15 protein-coding genes are annotated in these 18,151 nt (G+C 61.6%); 11 read left to right on the plus strand and 4 right to left on the minus strand.

Annotated elements, in window-relative coordinates; all coding sequences use genetic code 11:
• Positions 1-299 precede the first annotated feature (299 nt).
• The 4 genes from P9M14_15060 (at position 300) to P9M14_15075 (ending at position 5,175) form a co-directional block, all read left to right on the plus strand.
• On the plus strand, positions 300-1,205 hold the full coding sequence (locus tag P9M14_15060; protein MDP8257064.1) for a tetratricopeptide repeat protein: 906 nt from the start codon (positions 300-302) through the stop codon (positions 1,203-1,205).
• 96 nt (positions 1,206-1,301) lie between these two features.
• Positions 1,302-2,783, plus strand: coding sequence for a hypothetical protein (locus P9M14_15065; GenBank protein MDP8257065.1), 1,482 nt, complete (start codon positions 1,302-1,304; stop codon positions 2,781-2,783).
• 82 nt (positions 2,784-2,865) lie between these two features.
• A complete protein-coding gene (locus P9M14_15070; GenBank protein MDP8257066.1) occupies positions 2,866-4,254 on the plus strand; it encodes a sigma-54 dependent transcriptional regulator in 1,389 nt (462 codons plus the stop codon).
• 282 nt (positions 4,255-4,536) lie between these two features.
• The gene (locus P9M14_15075) at positions 4,537-5,175 is read left to right on the plus strand and encodes a Crp/Fnr family transcriptional regulator (protein ID MDP8257067.1); all 639 of its coding nucleotides are present in this window, start codon (positions 4,537-4,539) and stop codon (positions 5,173-5,175) included.
• A gap of 15 nt (positions 5,176-5,190) precedes the next feature.
• Here the strand turns inward: P9M14_15075 and P9M14_15080 are convergent, their stop codons facing one another.
• Positions 5,191-6,651, minus strand: coding sequence for a hypothetical protein (locus P9M14_15080; GenBank protein ID MDP8257068.1), 1,461 nt, complete (start codon positions 6,649-6,651; stop codon positions 5,191-5,193).
• Between the two features lie 42 nt (positions 6,652-6,693).
• Entirely contained in the window at positions 6,694-7,677 is a 984-nt protein-coding gene (locus P9M14_15085) for a carotenoid biosynthesis protein (protein ID MDP8257069.1), read from the minus strand.
• Between the two features lie 119 nt (positions 7,678-7,796).
• Here P9M14_15085 and P9M14_15090 point away from each other — a divergent pair, with 119 nt between their 5' ends.
• The 4 genes from P9M14_15090 (at position 7,797) to P9M14_15105 (ending at position 11,394) form a co-directional block, all read left to right on the plus strand.
• Positions 7,797-8,549: a hypothetical protein gene (locus P9M14_15090; protein MDP8257070.1), complete on the plus strand. Its 753-nt coding sequence runs from the start codon at positions 7,797-7,799 to the stop codon at positions 8,547-8,549.
• The gene (gene greA, locus P9M14_15095) at positions 8,546-9,019 is read left to right on the plus strand and encodes a transcription elongation factor GreA (GenBank protein ID MDP8257071.1); all 474 of its coding nucleotides are present in this window, start codon (positions 8,546-8,548) and stop codon (positions 9,017-9,019) included. The genes P9M14_15090 and greA overlap by 4 nt, the downstream gene beginning before the upstream one ends.
• 88 nt (positions 9,020-9,107) lie before the next feature.
• Complete coding sequence (locus tag P9M14_15100; protein MDP8257072.1) at positions 9,108-9,875, plus strand: MBL fold metallo-hydrolase; 768 nt, start codon at positions 9,108-9,110, stop codon at positions 9,873-9,875.
• Positions 9,876-10,077: 202 nt separating this feature from the next.
• Positions 10,078-11,394: a TrpB-like pyridoxal phosphate-dependent enzyme gene (locus P9M14_15105; protein MDP8257073.1), complete on the plus strand. Its 1,317-nt coding sequence runs from the start codon at positions 10,078-10,080 to the stop codon at positions 11,392-11,394.
• A 296-nt stretch (positions 11,395-11,690) separates the two neighbouring features.
• On the opposite strand, the gene P9M14_15110 is transcribed toward P9M14_15105, so the two are convergent.
• On the minus strand, positions 11,691-12,647 hold the full coding sequence (locus P9M14_15110; protein MDP8257074.1) for a hypothetical protein: 957 nt from the start codon (positions 12,645-12,647) through the stop codon (positions 11,691-11,693).
• Between the two features lie 70 nt (positions 12,648-12,717).
• Complete coding sequence (locus P9M14_15115) at positions 12,718-13,767, minus strand: hypothetical protein (GenBank protein MDP8257075.1); 1,050 nt, start codon at positions 13,765-13,767, stop codon at positions 12,718-12,720.
• Between the two features lie 341 nt (positions 13,768-14,108).
• Here P9M14_15115 and P9M14_15120 point away from each other — a divergent pair, with 341 nt between their 5' ends.
• The 3 genes from P9M14_15120 to P9M14_15130 form a co-directional block, all read left to right on the plus strand.
• Positions 14,109-14,645 (plus strand): hypothetical protein, encoded by a 537-nt coding sequence (locus tag P9M14_15120; protein ID MDP8257076.1) that lies wholly within the window; start codon positions 14,109-14,111, stop codon positions 14,643-14,645.
• A gap of 2 nt (positions 14,646-14,647) precedes the next feature.
• Positions 14,648-17,080 (plus strand): hypothetical protein, encoded by a 2,433-nt coding sequence (locus P9M14_15125; GenBank protein MDP8257077.1) that lies wholly within the window; start codon positions 14,648-14,650, stop codon positions 17,078-17,080.
• Positions 17,081-17,087: 7 nt separating this feature from the next.
• On the plus strand, positions 17,088-18,151 hold a 1,064-nt coding region (locus P9M14_15130; GenBank protein MDP8257078.1), incomplete at its 3' end, for a TonB-dependent receptor plug domain-containing protein.

Genomic DNA, 18,151 nt, shown 5'->3' on the forward strand with positions numbered 1-18,151 from the left:
GCCCAGAAGTATTTCTTGAGGATTGTGTTTATCAGACCCATGTATTCACCCATCAAAGGCGTAATGCTAATAGCATACCATCTGCTGCCGCACAAGCTCGTATCGTGGACAACTTCACGAATAACCAAGACTTGTCCCGCGCCCGCAAAGTTGCCGACGCGTAGGACATTACGCGGGATGCGGCGCGCCGTGCAAAGCGCATTACGCCCGCGGCTTGACCTTGGATGTGCGCCTGCCGATAATTCAGCCAGACCAACGGCCGACGGTTCGGCTCTAATGAAGATCAGGTAAAAGACGGGATGTACCAACAAGACCAGAAAAGTCTGCTGCGCAAGGCCGACGAGCTGATCGACAACCGCGACTATGATCGCGCGTTGTCGATCCTCGGCGATTTGGGCAGTAATGGGCTCGAGCCCGAGATCGACATCGAGGTGCGCTTCCTCACCGGCAGCGCCTACTACGAGCGCGGCGACTACGACGATGCTCTGCCTCACCTGCAGGCCGTGGCCGCAGGCCCCCCGGAGCATCCCGATCGGCCCGAGGCCCTGCTGCTGCTGGGCTACATCGCGATTTTCAAGGCCTTCGACGCTGACGAGGAGGGCGACAGCGAGGGATTCACGGCCAACATCCGCCGGGCGCTGCCGCACTTCAAGACCTTCGAGACCGAATACCCCGACCGGCCGGACATCTCCGAGGCCTACGGCCGCATCGGCCAATGCCACCTGGAGCTGGACAATCTGCGCACGGCCATCGACTACTACTGGCGCGCCAAGGAGAACTGTGGGGAGGACGAGCTGGTCGGCTTCTACCTGCGTAAGCTCGGCACGATCTACCAGGACCTCGAGGAGTACGACACTGCGCAGGAACTGCTGACCCAGTCGCTGCAACACCCCGACACGCCCAACGGTCGCGGCCAGGCGCTGTCCAACCTGGGCCGCATCGCGCTGTTCGTGGACGACGACCCCGAGCTGGCGATGAAACTTTTTAGCGAGGCGCTCGAGCTGTTCGACTCCCAGGCCGAGGATTACGTATCGGCCAGCCACGACCACGCGCTGTACGGCATGGGCGAGGTGCTGCTCGACGCGGGCGAGGTCGATACCGCGCGCTACTACTTCGAGCGGGTGATCGTGATGGACAATCCCCACACCGGCAACGCCGAGCTGGCGGCCGAGGCCCTGCTCGAGACCACCACCACCAGACACTGACCGGCCCGCATTTTTTAACGGAGAGGGTCGCTGGAAAACAACCGCAGGCATAGACGGGCTTTGCGGCAAAAGGCCGCTCGCGCCGGACGCAGTTTATTGCGCGGCTACCAGATCGCGGCCCACCGGCCGCTGGTCCTGTTGAGCCTGGCGTTGCTGCTGTACGTGCACGCGGCCCAGGAGATGCCGCCGCTGTGGACGCTGGTCGCGCTGATTGCGTTGAGCGCGGTCGCGATGTTCCAGCGCCACTTGTTCGCCGCAGCGTTCGTGCTCGTCGTGCTGATTGCGCTGTGGGAGAGTTTTAAGTTCGCGGTGTTCGTGCTGCTCGCCGCACCGTGGGCACTGGCGCTTACCGTACTGTGCGCCGCGACCCTGACCCTGGCCCGTCCGCGGCGGCCGTTGGGCGCGCCGGAGCTGATCGGCTGGGCCACACTGTTCGTCGGACTGATCGTCTGGACAGCGCCGACCCTGGACAGCCGTCCGCCGTGGGTCGCCTGGTCCGCGGCAGCGGGATTCGTGCTGATCGGTGCGCTCTACGCGGTCCTGGGCCGGGCCGGCCTGATGCGCATGCTGATCGGGCTGTGCGGGCTGGCCGTGGCCTTGAGCATCGGCTCGCAGGTCTGGGAGGTCAGTCGGCCGCGCAGCGGACCGGGCTTCCGCTGGCTGGATGTGCCGCTGAAGCAGATCACATTCGCGATTCCGATCGAGGGCAACCGCTACCTGCTGGCCCCGCACTTCCATCAGGCGCTGGCCTATCTGGTCGATGGCTCGGGCAAAATTTTGGCCAACTACGAGTCGGCGCGGGAGTCCAGCTCAACTTACCAAGTGCTGCAAACCGAACAGGGGCCGCGCTATCTGCTGGGACTGGGGCCGGAGCTGTTTGCCTTTGACCCGACCTCCCAACAGCTGGAGAGCCTGCTGGTCTTTAATGAGACCGACGCCCAGGGCTATTTGCATTTGGATCAGCCGGGCCGACGCCTGGTCTCGACCTTTGATAACGGGGACGCGCGGCTGATCAATATCGACAGTTGGGAGATCACCTCCCTGCTGCCCGGCGAGCAGCAGGGGTTCGTGCGCATGACCGACGACATCGCGCCGCTGCCCGCCAGCGAGGACCTGGTGCGGCTGGACTGGCACCACATGTTCTTCGGTCGGCTCACGCGCTGGAATCCGCAAACCGGCGAGATCAAGGCTCAACGCCCGCTGTTCCCGGTCGCCGGATTCATCAACCTCGACGTGGTCGGCGATCCGCCGCTGCTGCTGGCGATCCTCACGGTGCCGGGCAAGTTGCTGGTACTCGACCCACAGACCCTGGCCACCGTTCGCGAGATCGACCTGGACATGGGCATCCGCAAGGGCGCCTATGACCCGCAACGCGGCCTGTACTACCTGATCAACTACTTCAACGGCGAGCTCTACGCTGTTGACCCTGCAAAAGGGGAACTGGTCGCCACGGTCCGCACCGGCCTGCGGCGCTGCCGTCTGCCCGCCGTGGACCTCGCGGCCCAACGGCTGACCGTTGCCAACCACTACAAACTGTTGGTGATCGACCTGGATCAGTGGCTGCCGATCGCGGACTGATTCTTGATTTAACAATTTCCATAAAATGATCGTTGTGGGGTGTAGAATATTGTACAGTTGGACTCGGGCAAGGAAATAGACGATGAAAAACAAACTGCTGGTGATCGACAGCGATATCGGCACACGCAAGTTGATCAGCAAGGTCCTCGAACAAGAGGGCTATGAGGTTGATTCGGCCACCAGCGGCAGCGCGGGCCTGGCCACGTTCTTCGAACGGCGGCACATGGTCGTGCTGTGTGAGCTGAAGATGTCCGGGATCAGCGGCCAGGAAGTTCTCAAATCGATCAAGGACCAGGCGCCCCAAACCGAAGTAATTATTATGACCGCCTACGGTTCGGTGGAGGAGGCGGTACGCGTGATGCGTTTGGGAGCGCAGGACTATTTGGCCAAACCGTTTACGCGCGAGGATCTGGTGTTCACCGTGCGCCGGGCCTTTGACAAGTCCGCGCTGGCCCACGACAATCTGCGGCTGAAAAGCGCCCTGGCCGACCGCAAACGCGCCGACCTGGTGGGAAGCTCCAAGACCTGGCTCAATGTACTGGATTTGGTGGAGCGCATCGGTCCGACCAATGCCACGGTGTTGCTCACCGGCGAAAGCGGCACGGGCAAAGAGCTGATCGCCTCGGCCTTGCACGGCCTCTCGGACCGCTCGGCCAAGCCCTACGTGGCGCTGAGCTGCACGGCGATCCCCGCCACTTTGCTCGAGAGCGAACTATTCGGCCACACCAAGGGCTCGTTCACCGGCGCGGTGCGCGAGCAAAAGGGTAAGTTCGAACTGGCGCACACCGGCACGATCTTTCTCGACGAGGTGGGATCGATGCCGATGGAGTTGCAGTCCAAGCTGCTGCGCGTGCTCCAAGAACGCCAGGTCGATCCGATCGGCGCCCGGCAGCCCAAGAACATCGACGTGCGGGTGATCGCGGCCACCAACACCGACCTGAAACAGGCCGTACGCAACAAGAACTTTCGCGAGGACCTGTTCTATCGGCTGAATGTGATCCCGATCCACGTGCCGCCTTTGCGCGAACGGATCGAGGACGTGCCGCTGTTGCTGCGATACTTTATTAAAAAATACGGCGGCGACAGGTTCACGGTCGAGCCGGAGGTCGACCGGCGGCTGGCGGCCTACAGCTGGCCGGGAAATGTACGCGAGCTGGAGAACTTCGCCCAGCGACTGGTGCACTTGAGCAATTCCGAGCACATCAGCCTCAACCAGTTGCAGCAAGGCCTGATGCCCGGCGCAGGCCTTAAGGGTTTTTCCCAGGAACCGGTCGACGAATTCAGCTTCGTGCTGCCCGAGCAAGGTGTGGACCTGGAGCAGATCGAACGCCTGATCATCCAGGACGTATTGCAGCGCACCAACAACAATAAGAGTCGAGCCGCGCGATTTTTAGGCATCGAGCGCCACGTTCTGCTGTATCGGCTGAAAAAGTTCGGGATAGACATCGACCGTACTAAATCCGAACGCTGAGGCCATTTTCTCAACCATCTGTACAATAGTACACAAAATTCCCCAACCCGTGTGTAGATTATTATTCATTTTGTCGATCGAGGGCCTGGAACAGCTCCCTACGGCCGAAAAAGTGTAAGCCGGATTACTTTCAAATATCGCCATCATACATAAGCGGCTCAACTTAATTACTACCTATCCCGTTCATGGCACGATCATCGCTATATCTTTATTTGTATGGAGGGCATGGAAATGAATTTTGCGTACCAGAAAATTATTGAGTCTTCTAGGCTGTTGTCTTTGGTGCCGGCTGACAAGCTAGGCGACCTGACCAGCCAATCCCGAGTGTTGAGCTTTCGACGCAACGACGTGATCTACATGGAAGGTTCGGAGCTTATATCGCTCTATCTTATCGTCTCGGGCAGGATCAAGCTCATCAAGTATGCGTCAAACGGCTCGGAGACGATCCTCGGCGTGTTTCACGCCGTGGACACCATCGGAGAGCTATCGGCCATCGACGCCCGACCCTCGACCCACTCGGCCGTGGCCATGGAACCGACCACCGTGCTGCAGATCAACATGCCGCTGTTCCGCCTGCTCTTGCGCAACAATCCCGGATTGAGCCTGGAGTTGGCCTCGGAGGTCGGAAGCAGGCTGCGCGATTTTGAGGACCGCATCACCGGCCTGTCCACCAATCGGGTGGATCAGCGCATCGCAACGTTGCTGCTCAAGATCGCCAACGATCAGGGTGGCGGTCGACCTCTGCCCGAAATCACTCTGCCCTACACCAGGCAGGAAATCGCCGACCTGGTGGGCACAACGGTCGAGACCTGCATCCGAGTGCTCTCCGCCTTTGAACGCCAAGGGGTGATCGGCAAGCTCTCGCGCACCAGGCTGAGCATCGACGCCAACCGACTCCAGGCCATGGCCAACATCAACTAGGGCGGCTATGAGCCACTATCTAATGTAGATCGGGTTGGCGTAGATCCAGGGGTAGTCGCGGATGAACAGCTCCGGGCTGGTCCCTAAAAACGGAATCAGGTGCAGGGGCACGATGTGCGCCACCGCGCGAAACACGCCCGGACCCTCGACCTGATACTCGATCTGCGTATCCGAGGATGCCACCACCTCGCTGCCCAGCTCGTCGATGCGCACCAGCTCGAGACTGACCTCGGGCTGCGGCCCGTTGGGGTCGATGTAGAACGGCTCAGGCAGACTGACGCTGATCGTCAGGCCCTCCGACCACGGCACCTCCTGGCCCATCTCGTAGACCCCTTTGGCGTCCTGGGCGCGGAAGTCAAAGCCGATCGGGAAGCCGAGGAACTCGAAGACCGAGAGCATCCTCCCGCTGTCCAGCGCGTCCTCGTACGAGGCCAACTGTTGGTCGTCGACCAACAGGTAGTTGGAGAAGAACTGCATCATCCGGCGGTAGCCGTCGGCGCGCTCGCCGTCGGAAAGCGGGAAGGGCAGCGCGTTGCGGTGCACGTCCGTGGCCGCCACCGCGTAGCAGCGCTGCACGCCCAGCAGCGCGTCCCAGCGTTCGTTCCAGGCCTGGGTCTGCGGCCAGAAGGTCATGATCGCCAGGTTGGGATGCGGGGTCAGTGGATCGAGCAGGAAGATCAGCAGGTCGTCGACAAAGTCCAGGCCGGGCAGGCCCAAGTCGGCTCGGTTGTCCGGATCGATGGCCGCGTGCAGGTTAAACAGCTCGACCCCGTCGGGCGCCAGAGTTTTGAGCTCGTCGATCGACCAGCCCTCGGGATGATTGACAATCAGCGAAGCGCCCAGAGCGCGCAACTGCTCGGCCGAGGCGGAGTCCCGCGCGTCGTACAGCGCATAGCGTTCCTGCACCGTGCCATCGAGGTGCTGGTGCATGTGCACCGGCATAAAGTCGTTCTCGGTTCCCACGGCCACGGTGACGGAACTGCCGTCTGCGCAGTGAATCAGGTTGGCCGCGGGCCGATCCTCGTCGTCGTAGACCAGCCGATCGCCGTACTCGGGCAAATAGAGCAGCACGTCGGGAAACTCGTGCTCCGCGAAGCTGTCCGCGTGGTCGGTGAGCATCAGGTAGTTCTGACGCGTGTCGCACAGCGCCTGGCGCAGTTGCATCAGGCACTCGGTGTTGCCCTCGGGTTTGTTGTCGCACGCGTCGTGGGAATAGATCGAATGCGCGTGGATGATCCCGCGCGCCCAACTGCGGTCGCGCACCGGATCGAGCACGTCCATGGGCACGACCCAGCCCGGGTCGTAGTACGGCCCGCCGTCGTCGTCATCGCCCAGATCGTCGTCGCCGGAGTCGTCATCCTCGGATTCGTCGTCCGCAACTTCGTCGTCGTCATCGTCGTTGTCTGATTCGCAGCCCGCTGCCAGACACAGCGCCAGCAGCGCCGAGAGGATCACCAACAGCCAGATTCCACGCATCATCCAGCCCCGACGGATAATTTTTCGGATATTAACACAACCCTATCCGCCGAGCCCCAGGCCCTGGCGGAGGATGGTCAGGGTCGGGCCGCCCCAGCCCTCGATCAGCCACATGCAGACCACCAGGCACACGCCGCTGATCCCCTGGCTTACCGGCACGGCCACGGCCAGGGTTGCGAACTTGCGCAGGGTCGACCAATCGCCGCGCCCCTCGATCCAGACCAGGAACGTGGCAAAGGGCACCAGGGCGAAGAACCACGATGCGAAGTTGAGCAGCGGCACGCCGCAGAAGTGCGGGCCCTGGGCCAGCAGATCGTTCCAGAACCACAGGTGCGCCTCGGTGGCCACCGGATCGACGTTGAGGTCCAGCAGCGTACCGGCCGTGGCCGCGGTAATGCCGATCAGCAGCGGCCTGGATTTGGTGCCGCGCCAGATCGTCTGCGCGATGTGCACCGTGGGGTAGAATACCGTGGTCCAGCCCAAGATCGTGGCCAGCGGCGCGAAGTACTCGCGGCCGAACTCGTAGTTGTACCCCTGCTCGTAGAAGAAGCCGTTGACCGTGCCCGAGCTCTCCAACGCCGTACCGTAGGCCAGGCCGATCACATAGAACATCACCACTCCGCGCCAGCCGCGGAACCACAGGCAATGCAGCACCAGCAGTCCGACCCAGACGAAGGTCGTGATCTCGTGGGCCCAGACCAGCGCAGCGTTGGGCGAGCCGCCGGGGCGTAGCGCGGCCGAGGCCTCGGGCGCCAGGTAGTACGGCCCGAGCACCGCGGCCATTGCCACCAGCGTGACCACGCCGAACAGGTCCTGGGCGCGGCCCAGCCCCTTTTGCATATCGAGCCTGCGCCAATAGTAGATCAGCACGACCAGGATCGGCGCGGCCGCGGTCCAGGCCCACTCGTGGCGCGGCCCGTTGGGCAGCGAGGTGATATTGATTAGAGTGATTCTGCCGACCGTGAATAAAAAGAACCAGGCCGGCAGATGGGTCCACAGCTCGCGGATCAGCGAAAGCAGGCGCACTTGGGATTCCTCCGGGCAGGTTTTGTCGAAACAAGATTATAGGGGATTGCGGCCACGGATTGCACTGCCGCAACGCAACCTTGACGAGGCACGGGCGAAGCGGGTAGAACTTGCCCTGTATGAAAAAACTCGCCTGTATTGCGGCATTGTCGATCCTGCTCGTACTGATCTGCGGCCCGGCGGCCGCCGTGGATCAACCGGTTGACGCGCCGATCAAGGTCGCCGTGTTGCCGTTCGTCAACAAGTCGCTGAATCCGGATTTCGCCTACATCGGCCCGATGCTCGTCGACGCCTTGGAGTACAAAATCGCGGCCGCGGGCGTGTTCGACCTGGTCGATCCGGCGTTGGTCCACGAGCAGATCCGCTCGTCGAGCTTCGACCCGTCGATCTTCGAGGGCCAGGAAGTAATCAAACGCACGGGCCAAAACCTGGACGCCGAGGTGATGCTCTGCGGCTATTACGAACGCTCAGGCGGCTACCTGAACCTCGAAGTACGGATCTACGACAGCCAGCGCGGCAACATCATCATCGGCACCAACGGGGTCTCGATGTACAAGGAGTTCTTCTCCAGTTGCGACGAAATCGTACTTAGCCTGGCGCAGGTCTGTAACGTGGTGCTCGACGCCGGCGCGCACTCGCGGATGAAGAGTATTCCGACCAACAACCTCAGCGCCTACGCCACGTTCGTCGACGCGCTGATGGCCTCGCGCTCAGGCCGAAGCGCAGCGGCCCTCGAGTTTTTAGACAAGGCGACCAGCGTGGATCCGGGCTTTTGCAGGGCTTTGCGCCTGGCCGCCAAGTTGGCCGTTGCCGCGAACGATCCCAGCGCCGCCGAGCGTAGCGCCCGCGCAGCGCAGTGTACCGGACGATGACCAACTCGGTTCCGATGACCACGCGTGGTTTCGAAATGCTCAAGGCTGAGCTGAACCAGCTTAAGTACCATGATCGACAGCGGATCGTGCGCGACATCGAGGAGGCGCGCGAGCACGGCGACCTGTCGGAGAATGCCGAGTACGACGAGGCCAAGAACGCCCAGGGGCTGCTCGAGGCCCGCATCCGCGATATCGAGCAGAAGCTGGCCGGGGCACGGGTGATCGACACCTCGACCCTCAGCGGCGACAAGGTGGTGTTCGGCGCCACGGTGACCATGGAGAACATCGACAGCGGCGCCGAGGTAATCTACCGCATCGTCGGTGCGGACGAGGCCGACGCCAAACGCGGCCTGCTCTCGATCGAGTCCCCGGTGGCGCAGGCTTTGATCGGCAAGCACGTGGGCGACCTGGCGCGCGTTCGCACTCCCGGCGGACTGCGCGAGTTCGAGGTAACCGAGGTCAAGTTCTAGCCTGAACGCAGCCGCTTCCCCTTTTTACCCAATGTGGTAGGCTGTAATCGTTCCCAGCAGGGGGAGCGAACGTTCGGGAGAACACAACTTGAGATTGATCGTCCTCGGCTCCGGAACCAGCATCGGCGTACCGGTTATCGGCTGCCACTGTCCGGTTTGCAGCTCATCTGATCACCGCGACAAGCGCATGCGCTCGAGCATCTACATCGAGCACGAGGGCCAATGTCTGCTGATCGACACCTCGACCGACCTGCGGACCCAAGCCCTGGCTTGCGGCATCGAGCAGGTGGACGCCGTGCTCTACACCCACACCCACGCCGACCACGTGCACGGCATCGACGACCTGCGGGCCTTCAACTTCATCAAGGGCGGCCCGATCCCGATCTACGGCAGCCCGGTGAGCATCGAGGACATCAAGCACCGCTTCGACTACATCTTTGGCGGGGCGACGCAGGCCGGAGGCGGTTTGCCCGGGCTGACTCCAAACGAGGTGCAGGGGCCGTTCGAATTGTTCGGCCTGCAGATCGCGCCGGTGCCGATCGCCCACGGCAAGATGAAGATCGTCGGCTACCGCGTAGGGCCGATCGCCTACCTTACCGACTGTTCGGGCGTGCCGCGCTCGAGCCGCAACATGTTGCACGACCTCGATCTGCTGATCATCGGCGCGCTAAGACCGTTCCCGCACCCCACGCACTTTAGCTTCGACCAGGCCGTGGCCGAAATCGAGCGCATCGCGCCGCGCCGCGCGCTGCTGACGCACATCAGCCACCACGTCAAGCACTCCGAGCTCGAGCGCCGACTGCCGCGCAACGTCAGCCCGGCCTACGACGGCCAGGTGATTGATATCAACGCTTGACAAGCTGCGTCAAAATTCCGTATATATCGTTGCAATGATCGACAAAGCCCAAACCCGCGTTCTTAACGACTGGTGGTGGTGGACTGCCATAGGCGGCGCGCGCGTGGGCTGAAAACCAGTCAAATACGCCGAATGCGACCCGCCCCGAACAACTCGGGGCGGGTTTTTTATTAGGGCGTGAAAACCCGAAGGGAGACACCAGATGAAACCGATCCGATTCGAACTACCGTTCGAGGACAGTCCGCAAAACTACTACAACATCGTGCCCGACCTGCCGACCCCGCCGCCGCCGCCGCTGCATCCGGGCACGGGCGAGCCGCTGAAGCCCGACGAGATGGAGCACATGTTCCCGCGCGGCCTGATCGAACAGGAGATCAGCTCTCAGCGCGAAATCCCGATCCCCGAGCCGGTGCGCGAGGCCTACGCACTGTATCGCCCCTCGCCGCTGATCCGCGCCGCGCGTTTTGAAAAGGCGTTGGGCACTCCGGCCAAGATCTACTTCAAGTACGAGGGCGTCAGCCCGGTGGGCTCGCACAAGGCCAACACCGCCCTGGCCCAGGCCTACTACAACAAGCTCGAGGGAATCGACACCATGACCACCGAGACCGGCGCGGGCCAGTGGGGCAGCGCGTTGGCCATGGCCGGGTCGTTCTTCGGCCTTAAGGTGCGGGTCTACATGGTGCGCGTGAGCTTCGACCAGAAGCCCTACCGCCGCGTGGTGATGGAGACTTACGGCGCCCAGGCCTTTGCCAGCCCCTCGCAGCGCACCGAGACCGGCCGCAAGGTGCTCGCCGAGTTCCCCGACACCCCGGGTAGCCTGGCGATCGCCATCAGCGAGGCAATCGAGGACGCGATCGGCTCCGAGAACACCAAGTACGGCCTGGGCAGCGTGCTCAACCACGTAATGCTGCATCAGACCGTGATCGGCCAAGAGGCGCTCAAGCAGTTCAAGCTCGCCAACGATTACCCCGACGTGGTGATCGGCTGCCACGGCGGCGGATCGAACTTCTCCGGCATGTCGTTCCCGTTCGTACGCGACAAGATCAACGGCCGCGACCTGCGCATTATCGCGGTCGAGCCGCGCTCATGTCCCTCGCTGACCAAGGGCAAATACGAGTACGACTTCGGCGACAAATCCGAGATGACGCCGCTGCTCAAGATGCACACCCTGGGTCACAACTACATTCCGCCGGGAATCCACGCCGGTGGATTGCGCTACCACGGCGCCGCGCCGCTGGTCAGCCATCTGCTCGACCTGGGACTGATCGAGGCCAAGTCCGTGCCTCAGGGTCCGGTGTTCAAGGCCGGCATTGCATTCGCACGGACCGAGGGAATCATCCCCGCGCCCGAAACCTGCCACGCCATCGCCGAGGTGGTGAGCCAGGCCGAGCGTTGCAAGCAGGAGGGCAAGGCCGAGACGATCGTCTTTAACCTCTCGGGCCACGGTATGCTCGACCTGTCGGCCTACGACGACTACCTGAGCGGCAAGCTGGTGTTGGTCGAAGGCGACGAAGACTAACCACCCTAAACCCAACCACGGCGCTGGTGTGCTTAAGCGCATCAGCGCCGTGCTTTATCGACCGGCTTAGAGCCGGTGCAAAACTCGCGCACTGCGATTGGTTATTAACAACGACCAATTCCGCGTCGCGGAGAGCATCGTTGGACAATAATTATGATCCGCTCGCGTGCCTTGCGGCGGCTTTGAGCCGGTGCAAAACTCGCGCACTGCGATTGGTTATTGACAACGACCAATCCCGCGTCGCGGAGAGCATCGTTGGACAATAATTATGATCCGCTCGCGTGCCTTGTGGCAGCTTAGAGCTGCGGCCGGGTCACGTCGTAAACCTCAAGGCGTAGGCCGTCGGCCTGCTCGATTACGAACAGCCCATCATCGGGCTCGCGGCCGTCCCAGCCCAGGCCAAGCTTGCCGTTTTCGTCGTTGTACAAATAGCCCTGGTGCAGGTTGAACTGCGCCTTGCGGTCCCACTGCGGCAGATCGAAAATCCGCGCGCCGAGCTTATCGGCCAGCAGATTGACTTGGCCTGTGGGCAGGCCGTAGCACAGGTTGATCACGTATTGACGTTGCTTGGGATCGAACCCGTCCAGATTTGCGTCGCGCACCGCATGGTGCAGTCGCACTGCCTGGCGCCCATCGATTTTCACCGCGGGCATGCCGTGCAGCTCGATCCGCGCGGCGTTGCTTGACGAGGCCGAGGCGACCTCGACCGCACCGTCGCCGTCAAAATATACCGGCTCGACAGTTCGCACGATCCCGCGGTCGAACAGCCGCACCTTATATGAGTTGGAATAATCCAGCGCCTCGTCCCACAGCACCAGCAGATCGCTGCTGTCGGTGTAGCCGTTGAAGTATTCGATCACGAATCCACGGCTCAGCTCGGCGTAGCCCGGCAGCTGACGATGGTCGCCCTCAAGGGTGTCGGCGAGCAGATCGTAATAGTCCGTGGCTTGCAGGTCGTACCCGTACTTCTCCGGCATGAATCCCGGCTGCATTGCGGCGTCGACAATGGTTTTCAGCGAGATCGCCTGACGCTCGACTTGATCGTCGGGCGAGGTCCAGTTATATGCGGGCAGCCCCTCAAGGTAGATCGTGACTGCGGCGCTCTCGCCCAGCGCCACGTAGAGTTTTTGGTCGCCGTGCCAAACCTGAGGCGGCTCAGAGTTGCCCAGCCGCACGATCCAGGTAACCAGCAGGATTACCACGGCGATCGCCAGTAGCGTCCATAGAAGTTTGTGACCGCGCTGATCAGCCATCCGACCTCCCCTGAAAACTATAGGGGGACGGCACGGGCCGCCCCCCGGTTTTACGAATGCGTTACTCGGATCAGTCCGTAGTCACATCGTAGACGTCGATATATCCGCCGTCCATGTGCTTAATGCTGAAGTGGCTGGACATTACGGCGGCATCGTCCCAGCCCAGCTTGTGGCCATCGGTGTCGCCATCGTAGATCCAGCCGTGATGCACGTCTTGACTGGTCTCGGTGTCCTGCCACACCGGCAGCAGGCTGGTGTCGCCGCCGAGCTTCTCGCTAAGCACCGACCAGTTGCCGTCACCATCGTTGGAAATGAAGTTAAAGCCGTAGTCGTAGGTCTTGGGGTCGAAGTCCGTCAGGTCGGCATCGTTGACGATCAGATACAGCGGCACGCCCAGGGTGCCCTCGTTGTCCACCACCGGCATGCCGAACAGGTCGACCTCGGTGTAGGTCTTTTCCACGCCGTAGGCCACGTTCACGGTGATGTGCTGATCGTAAAGGATGTTCTCGACGGCCTGGATCGTGCCGCCGTCCATCATCCGCATCTTCAGGCCGCTGGAGAAATCCAACGACTCATCCCAACCAAGGCGGATGTCGGTATATTTGGAATCGTCTTCCTCGTACTCGTAGATGTAGCCCAGGGCCAGGTCGGCGTAGCCCGGCAGCTCGCGGTAGTCGCCGTCCATGCCCTTGTTCAGCGGATTGTAGTTGTCAGTGGCGATAAACGTGTACTTATAGTCAGCCAAGTCCTTGCCCTTGACCTCGGCCGCGGCGTCGACAATTGTCTTAATTCGCAGGCAGAGCATCTCGCCGGCGTCCGGGTCGTCCTCGGGATTGTCCCACATTACGCCGCCCAGGCCCGCGAACACGACCTCGACCGGATCGTCATCGCCCAGCTCGACGAAGATCGTCTCATCGCCGGTCCAGGGGATGTCGTCGTCGTCATCATCGTCGTCGTCATCATCGTCGACATCATCGTCGTCGTCGTCAACATCATCGTCGACATCATCGTCGTCGTCATCATCGTCGTCCCCGGAGCAGCCGAGCAACGAGCCTCCGGCCAAGGCGGCCACGATCATGGCGATTAACAACATCAGGAAAAAATGGCTTCTATTGTGCATTTGAATCTCCTTTGTGATCCTGATTACAAACATCTGTCAGAGGCGGGGGCATCTATATCATGGGGGTCGCTTTTATGTCAATTGTGATATATACCTGTCAAGGCTAGCTTTTTTGCGCTATGTTATTAGCTACTTATGCTTTTTTAGAATTATGGGGCTCAAATAAAAACCATCGGCATGCCCAGCCCGAAACAACGTCGCCGTTGCGGTTGTTACAATTATTCCGTCTGATATCAGCTAGTTCAACGGCAAAGTACATTATGCCTTGACTGATAAATCAGCCAGTCTATAATGCGTTCGTTCTGTATAGTCAGACATATAGTCAACCTCAGGCATAGCAAATGACACGTCTTATGAAACATCGGCATCCCAATCATTACGCCCTGATCGTGGCCCTATGCGCCATGCTGACCGTGGCGGTTTTTGGCTGCGGACCGGGCTGGGAGGGCTACGACGACCAGTATTCCGAGGTGACCGACTTCACCGGCGGCGTGTGGGAAGGCGACGAGCGGGTCTATGTGGTGCTCGGCGACACAGAGGTCGAGGTCGTGCTCGAGGGCATGGATCAGCACGACTTCAACGGCGCTCCGGCAGTGCTGCTCTCCGAGGTGATCCTCCAAAGCAGCCTGGCCGACGCGCCCGAGCTGTACCGCTACAACCTCACGGCCACCGACGGCTACGACCTATTTATCAAGCGTTACGAGGATCTATCGCTCCTGCCCTCTTGGGAGGAGATGAAGCACGGCTATTTATATTACGACTCGCGCTACGACGACCTGACCTCGGGCTGGACCAAAAATCCGTGGGGCAGCGCCGAGTGTGCCTATAGCGTCAAGTGGATGAACCACGGGGTCATTACCCTGTATTCCCAGGAGTAAAGATGAAGCTTAACAGCTCAAGATCGTTCGTTTTAATCCTGACCCTGGTCCTGGCCCTAAGCCTGACGCTGTGGGCCGGCTGCGCCAAAGATACCGGCGACGACGATGATGATGACGACGACGGCCAAGGGGTCGGGGCCTATACCTTCTATTTGAACATGGTCCCGGTGCCGCTGGCCGACTTCACTCCCCAGGGCTTCATGGTCATCGACGCCGAGGGATCCGAGCAGCAGGTCCAGGGACTTAACGTGGCCGACGTGCTGCTGAGCATCCCGCAGTTTGCCTCCGACGCGCCCAGGTTCACCTACGATTTCGTCAGCTCTTTTGATGCCGAACTCTCCGACCGCGTGGGCGACGAAAATCTGCCGACGCTGGACCAGCTTCAGGACGCTGTGTTCTACGAGTGCGCGGCCGATCTGTGCATCGGCTGGATTGCGGAACCGGCCAAGGGCGATTACCACGCATCGCAGATGAACAACGGCTCGCTGGTCAGCCTGCCGATCGCGGGCGAGTTCGAGATGACCGACCTGGCCGACGTCAACCAGCGCGACGGCGACGACCCGGCGCAACTGGGCCAGACGCTGTGCGTCAACGGCGTGGTCACCGTGGGCACGCGGGTGATCGTCGACGGCTCGTACCTCAAGACCTTCATCCAGCAGAAAACCGACGGCGTCAAAGTCTTTGCCGACATGAGCTCCACCGAGGAAGACGACGGCTACGACGGCGCCTTAATGTCCGAGATCAGCACCTACGAGGGCGACGAGCTGTTCGTCAAGGGACGCGTGACCGTGCACGGCAACATGCTCGAGTTCATCCCGATCAGCGGCTACCACGTGGTCAAACTCTCGATCAACAACGAAGTGCCCGATCCGCAGCCGACAACCATCGACGAGCTGGTCGCCTCACCCTACGACTACGCCGGATCGCTGATTCGACTCAGCGACCTCTCGATCGTCGACATCGACCCCGAGGATGCGACCACCGACTGGCCGCCCTACGCGCAGAAATCCAAGGACATCACGATCCGCCACAGCAGCGGCGGGCCCAAGGCCAACCTGCGGATCTACGAGAGGACCGGCGTGCCCGGCTCGAACAAGCCCGACGACGGCTTTGACATGGACGGCATCATGTTCGTCGACGACGCGCTGGCCGGTGTGTTCGCGCGCAAAATCGAGGACATCAATCCCTCGGACGAGCGGCTCGAGGGCTACGTCAATGTCACGGTCTACGGCGAACAGCTCGAGGCCAACGTCAACCTGGCGACCCTGCCGACCTGCCTCTACGATGTGGGCGACGGCCCACAGCCCGTGGTTTCGCTGGCCTCGGTGATCCGCGCCGCGGGCCTGAACCGCGAACCGAAAAAGTTCGAGTACAAGCCAGTGGCCTACGACGAACGCAAACCGTTTGACAAGATCTCGTTCGACGAACAGAAATCCGGAGTGCTCTACCAGGATGAGCCGACCAGCTCCGAGCAGCCCGACCCGTTGGTCAGCTCCCATTACTGGGAGGAAATGAATCTCTCCGATATCTACTTCCTGCACGGCGTGACCAAGATCGAGGCGATCCGCGAGGTTGAGCCGCCGCCCGAGGGCGACGCCGTACACGGCGAGGGGATCACGCTGAAGATCAACGGCCGTAAGTTCGCCATCAACTTCGACACCATGGACACCGTCGACTACGAGGGGCACGAGGCGATCGCCATCGCCGACTTCGTCTCGGACTACGTGATCGAGCTGTTCGCCATGGACGGCAGCTTCACCACCGATCAGATCAAAGTGCTCTACGACTACAAGATCGAGCCCTGGCAGGGCAAGTCCGATGTGATCGTCACCTGGGACGATATGCAAAACGGCTACCTGATCATCGACGACCCGCCCTACTCCGTGTTTCCCGACCTGGGCGAGTCCGCGCGCGTGGACGATCTGTACGTGATCGACATGCTGCGCTTCATCGAAGTCCAGGATCCGCCGGGCGACCCGGTCAAGATCTATTTGCGCGACTGCGATACCAGCGAAGTCGAGGTCGAGCCCGACGTGTACGAGGAGGTGGTCTACTTCAAGACCGTGCTCGAGCTCGGCGGGGTCGATGTGGATGGCGATATGTACCTCTACGACGTCAACATCCACGCGGCCGACGAGTTCGTCTCCACCTGGACCTACGGCCACAACCACGTGGAAAACATGTACTACCGGCCCTATGCCAACCGCGGCTTCATCGACGATCCTGACCTCTCCGAATGGGGCGGGCGCGTCTCGACCAAGGCCGTGGACAAGCTGATCTTGATCAACGTGCCCCAGGAAGCCCCGTCGATCCCGGTGCTGATCGGCGGCGACACGCTGTGGGGCTCGGACGCCAACACCTGCGAGGGCTGCCACTACAAACACGACCAGTTGCAGCTGCCCATCAACTGCTACAGCTGCCACGACGAGCCCTGATCCGCTGATGAGCGTTCGCAGTTTACGATTGTTGATCCTGCTGCTCGCGCTATGCCTGGCCCTGCCGCCGTACGCGGTGGCGCAGCAGGACGACGGCGATCAGTCCGATGACGATGACCAGTCGACCTTCACCCTGGGCGAGGTCGTGGTGCTGGGCAAACGAAGCCCGGCGCAGCGCACCTCGTTCGCCGTGCTCATCGACGCCAAAGACATCAAAGCCCTGGGCGCGCAGAACGTGGCCGAAGCCTTGGCCGCGGATTCCGGCTCGCGGATCGACGCCGCACCGACCTCGATCTCGGCCAACGGCAAACACGAGAGCCTGGTCAGCCTGCGCGGACTCGATCCGCGCAACGTGGCCGTGCTGGTCGACGGCGTGCCGATCTACGAGCCGTACTTCCACGTGCTGGACCTAAGCAAGCTGCCGGTGGGCGACGTGGCCTCGATTCGCATTGCGCGCGGCGCCAGCTCGGTACTCTACGGTCCCAACACACTGGGCGGCGCGATCAACATCGTCACGTTGCGCGGCTGTGCCACCCCGCGCACACGACTGAGCGCGGGCTACGGCGACGTCAACGCCTGGCGCGGCTCTGCGCGCACCTCCGGCGCGTACAAGGACTTTGATTACTACCTCGCACCCGCGTTCTCGACCAGCGCGGGCTACCTGACCTCACAGCAGATGGAGCCCACGCGCAACGAGGACGGCAAGCTGCGCAACAACTCCGATTCCGAGGATCTATCGCTCAGCGGACGCCTGGGCTACAGCGGATCGCTGGGATCAGTGGCGCTCAGCGCCGGGCACTACGAGTTCGAGGGCGGCGTGCCGTTCAACATGGAGGCGGTCGATCCCTCGACCCTCTGGCGCAAGGACTGGCGTAAAAGCTCGGTGGCGCTGCACGCTGAGCTGGTGCCCACCGATTGGCTGCTCTTGCGCTCCAAGCTTTTCTACGTGCGCTTCTACAACACGATCACCACCTATGAAAACGCGGGCATGTCCGCGGTGCTCTCCGAGGGCCTCGCGATCAGCACCTACGACAACGATGTGGCCGGGTTCTCGCTGCTGCCGCAATTCGA

The organism is Candidatus Alcyoniella australis, from assembly GCA_030765605.1.
In the GTDB taxonomy this organism is placed as follows: Bacteria; Lernaellota; Lernaellaia; order JAVCCG01; family Alcyoniellaceae; genus Alcyoniella; species Alcyoniella australis.

What these genes read in the sequence shown, in the direction of transcription:
- P9M14_15060 (MDP8257064.1), top strand. Translation starts at nt 300, where the DNA reads ATGTACCAACAAGACCAGAAAAGTCTGCTGCGCAAGGCCGACGAGCTG.
- P9M14_15090 (MDP8257070.1), top strand. Translation starts at nt 7,797, where the DNA reads ATGAAAAAACTCGCCTGTATTGCGGCATTGTCGATCCTGCTCGTACTG.
- P9M14_15125 (MDP8257077.1), top strand. Translation starts at nt 14,648, where the DNA reads ATGAAGCTTAACAGCTCAAGATCGTTCGTTTTAATCCTGACCCTGGTC.
- P9M14_15110 (MDP8257074.1), bottom strand. Translation starts at nt 12,647, where the DNA reads ATGGCTGATCAGCGCGGTCACAAACTTCTATGGACGCTACTGGCGATC.
- P9M14_15070 (MDP8257066.1), top strand. Translation starts at nt 2,866, where the DNA reads ATGAAAAACAAACTGCTGGTGATCGACAGCGATATCGGCACACGCAAG.
- P9M14_15120 (MDP8257076.1), top strand. Translation starts at nt 14,109, where the DNA reads ATGACACGTCTTATGAAACATCGGCATCCCAATCATTACGCCCTGATC.
- P9M14_15115 (MDP8257075.1), bottom strand. Translation starts at nt 13,767, where the DNA reads ATGCACAATAGAAGCCATTTTTTCCTGATGTTGTTAATCGCCATGATC.
- greA (MDP8257071.1), top strand. Translation starts at nt 8,546, where the DNA reads ATGACCAACTCGGTTCCGATGACCACGCGTGGTTTCGAAATGCTCAAG.
- P9M14_15105 (MDP8257073.1), top strand. Translation starts at nt 10,078, where the DNA reads ATGAAACCGATCCGATTCGAACTACCGTTCGAGGACAGTCCGCAAAAC.
- P9M14_15080 (MDP8257068.1), bottom strand. Translation starts at nt 6,651, where the DNA reads ATGCGTGGAATCTGGCTGTTGGTGATCCTCTCGGCGCTGCTGGCGCTG.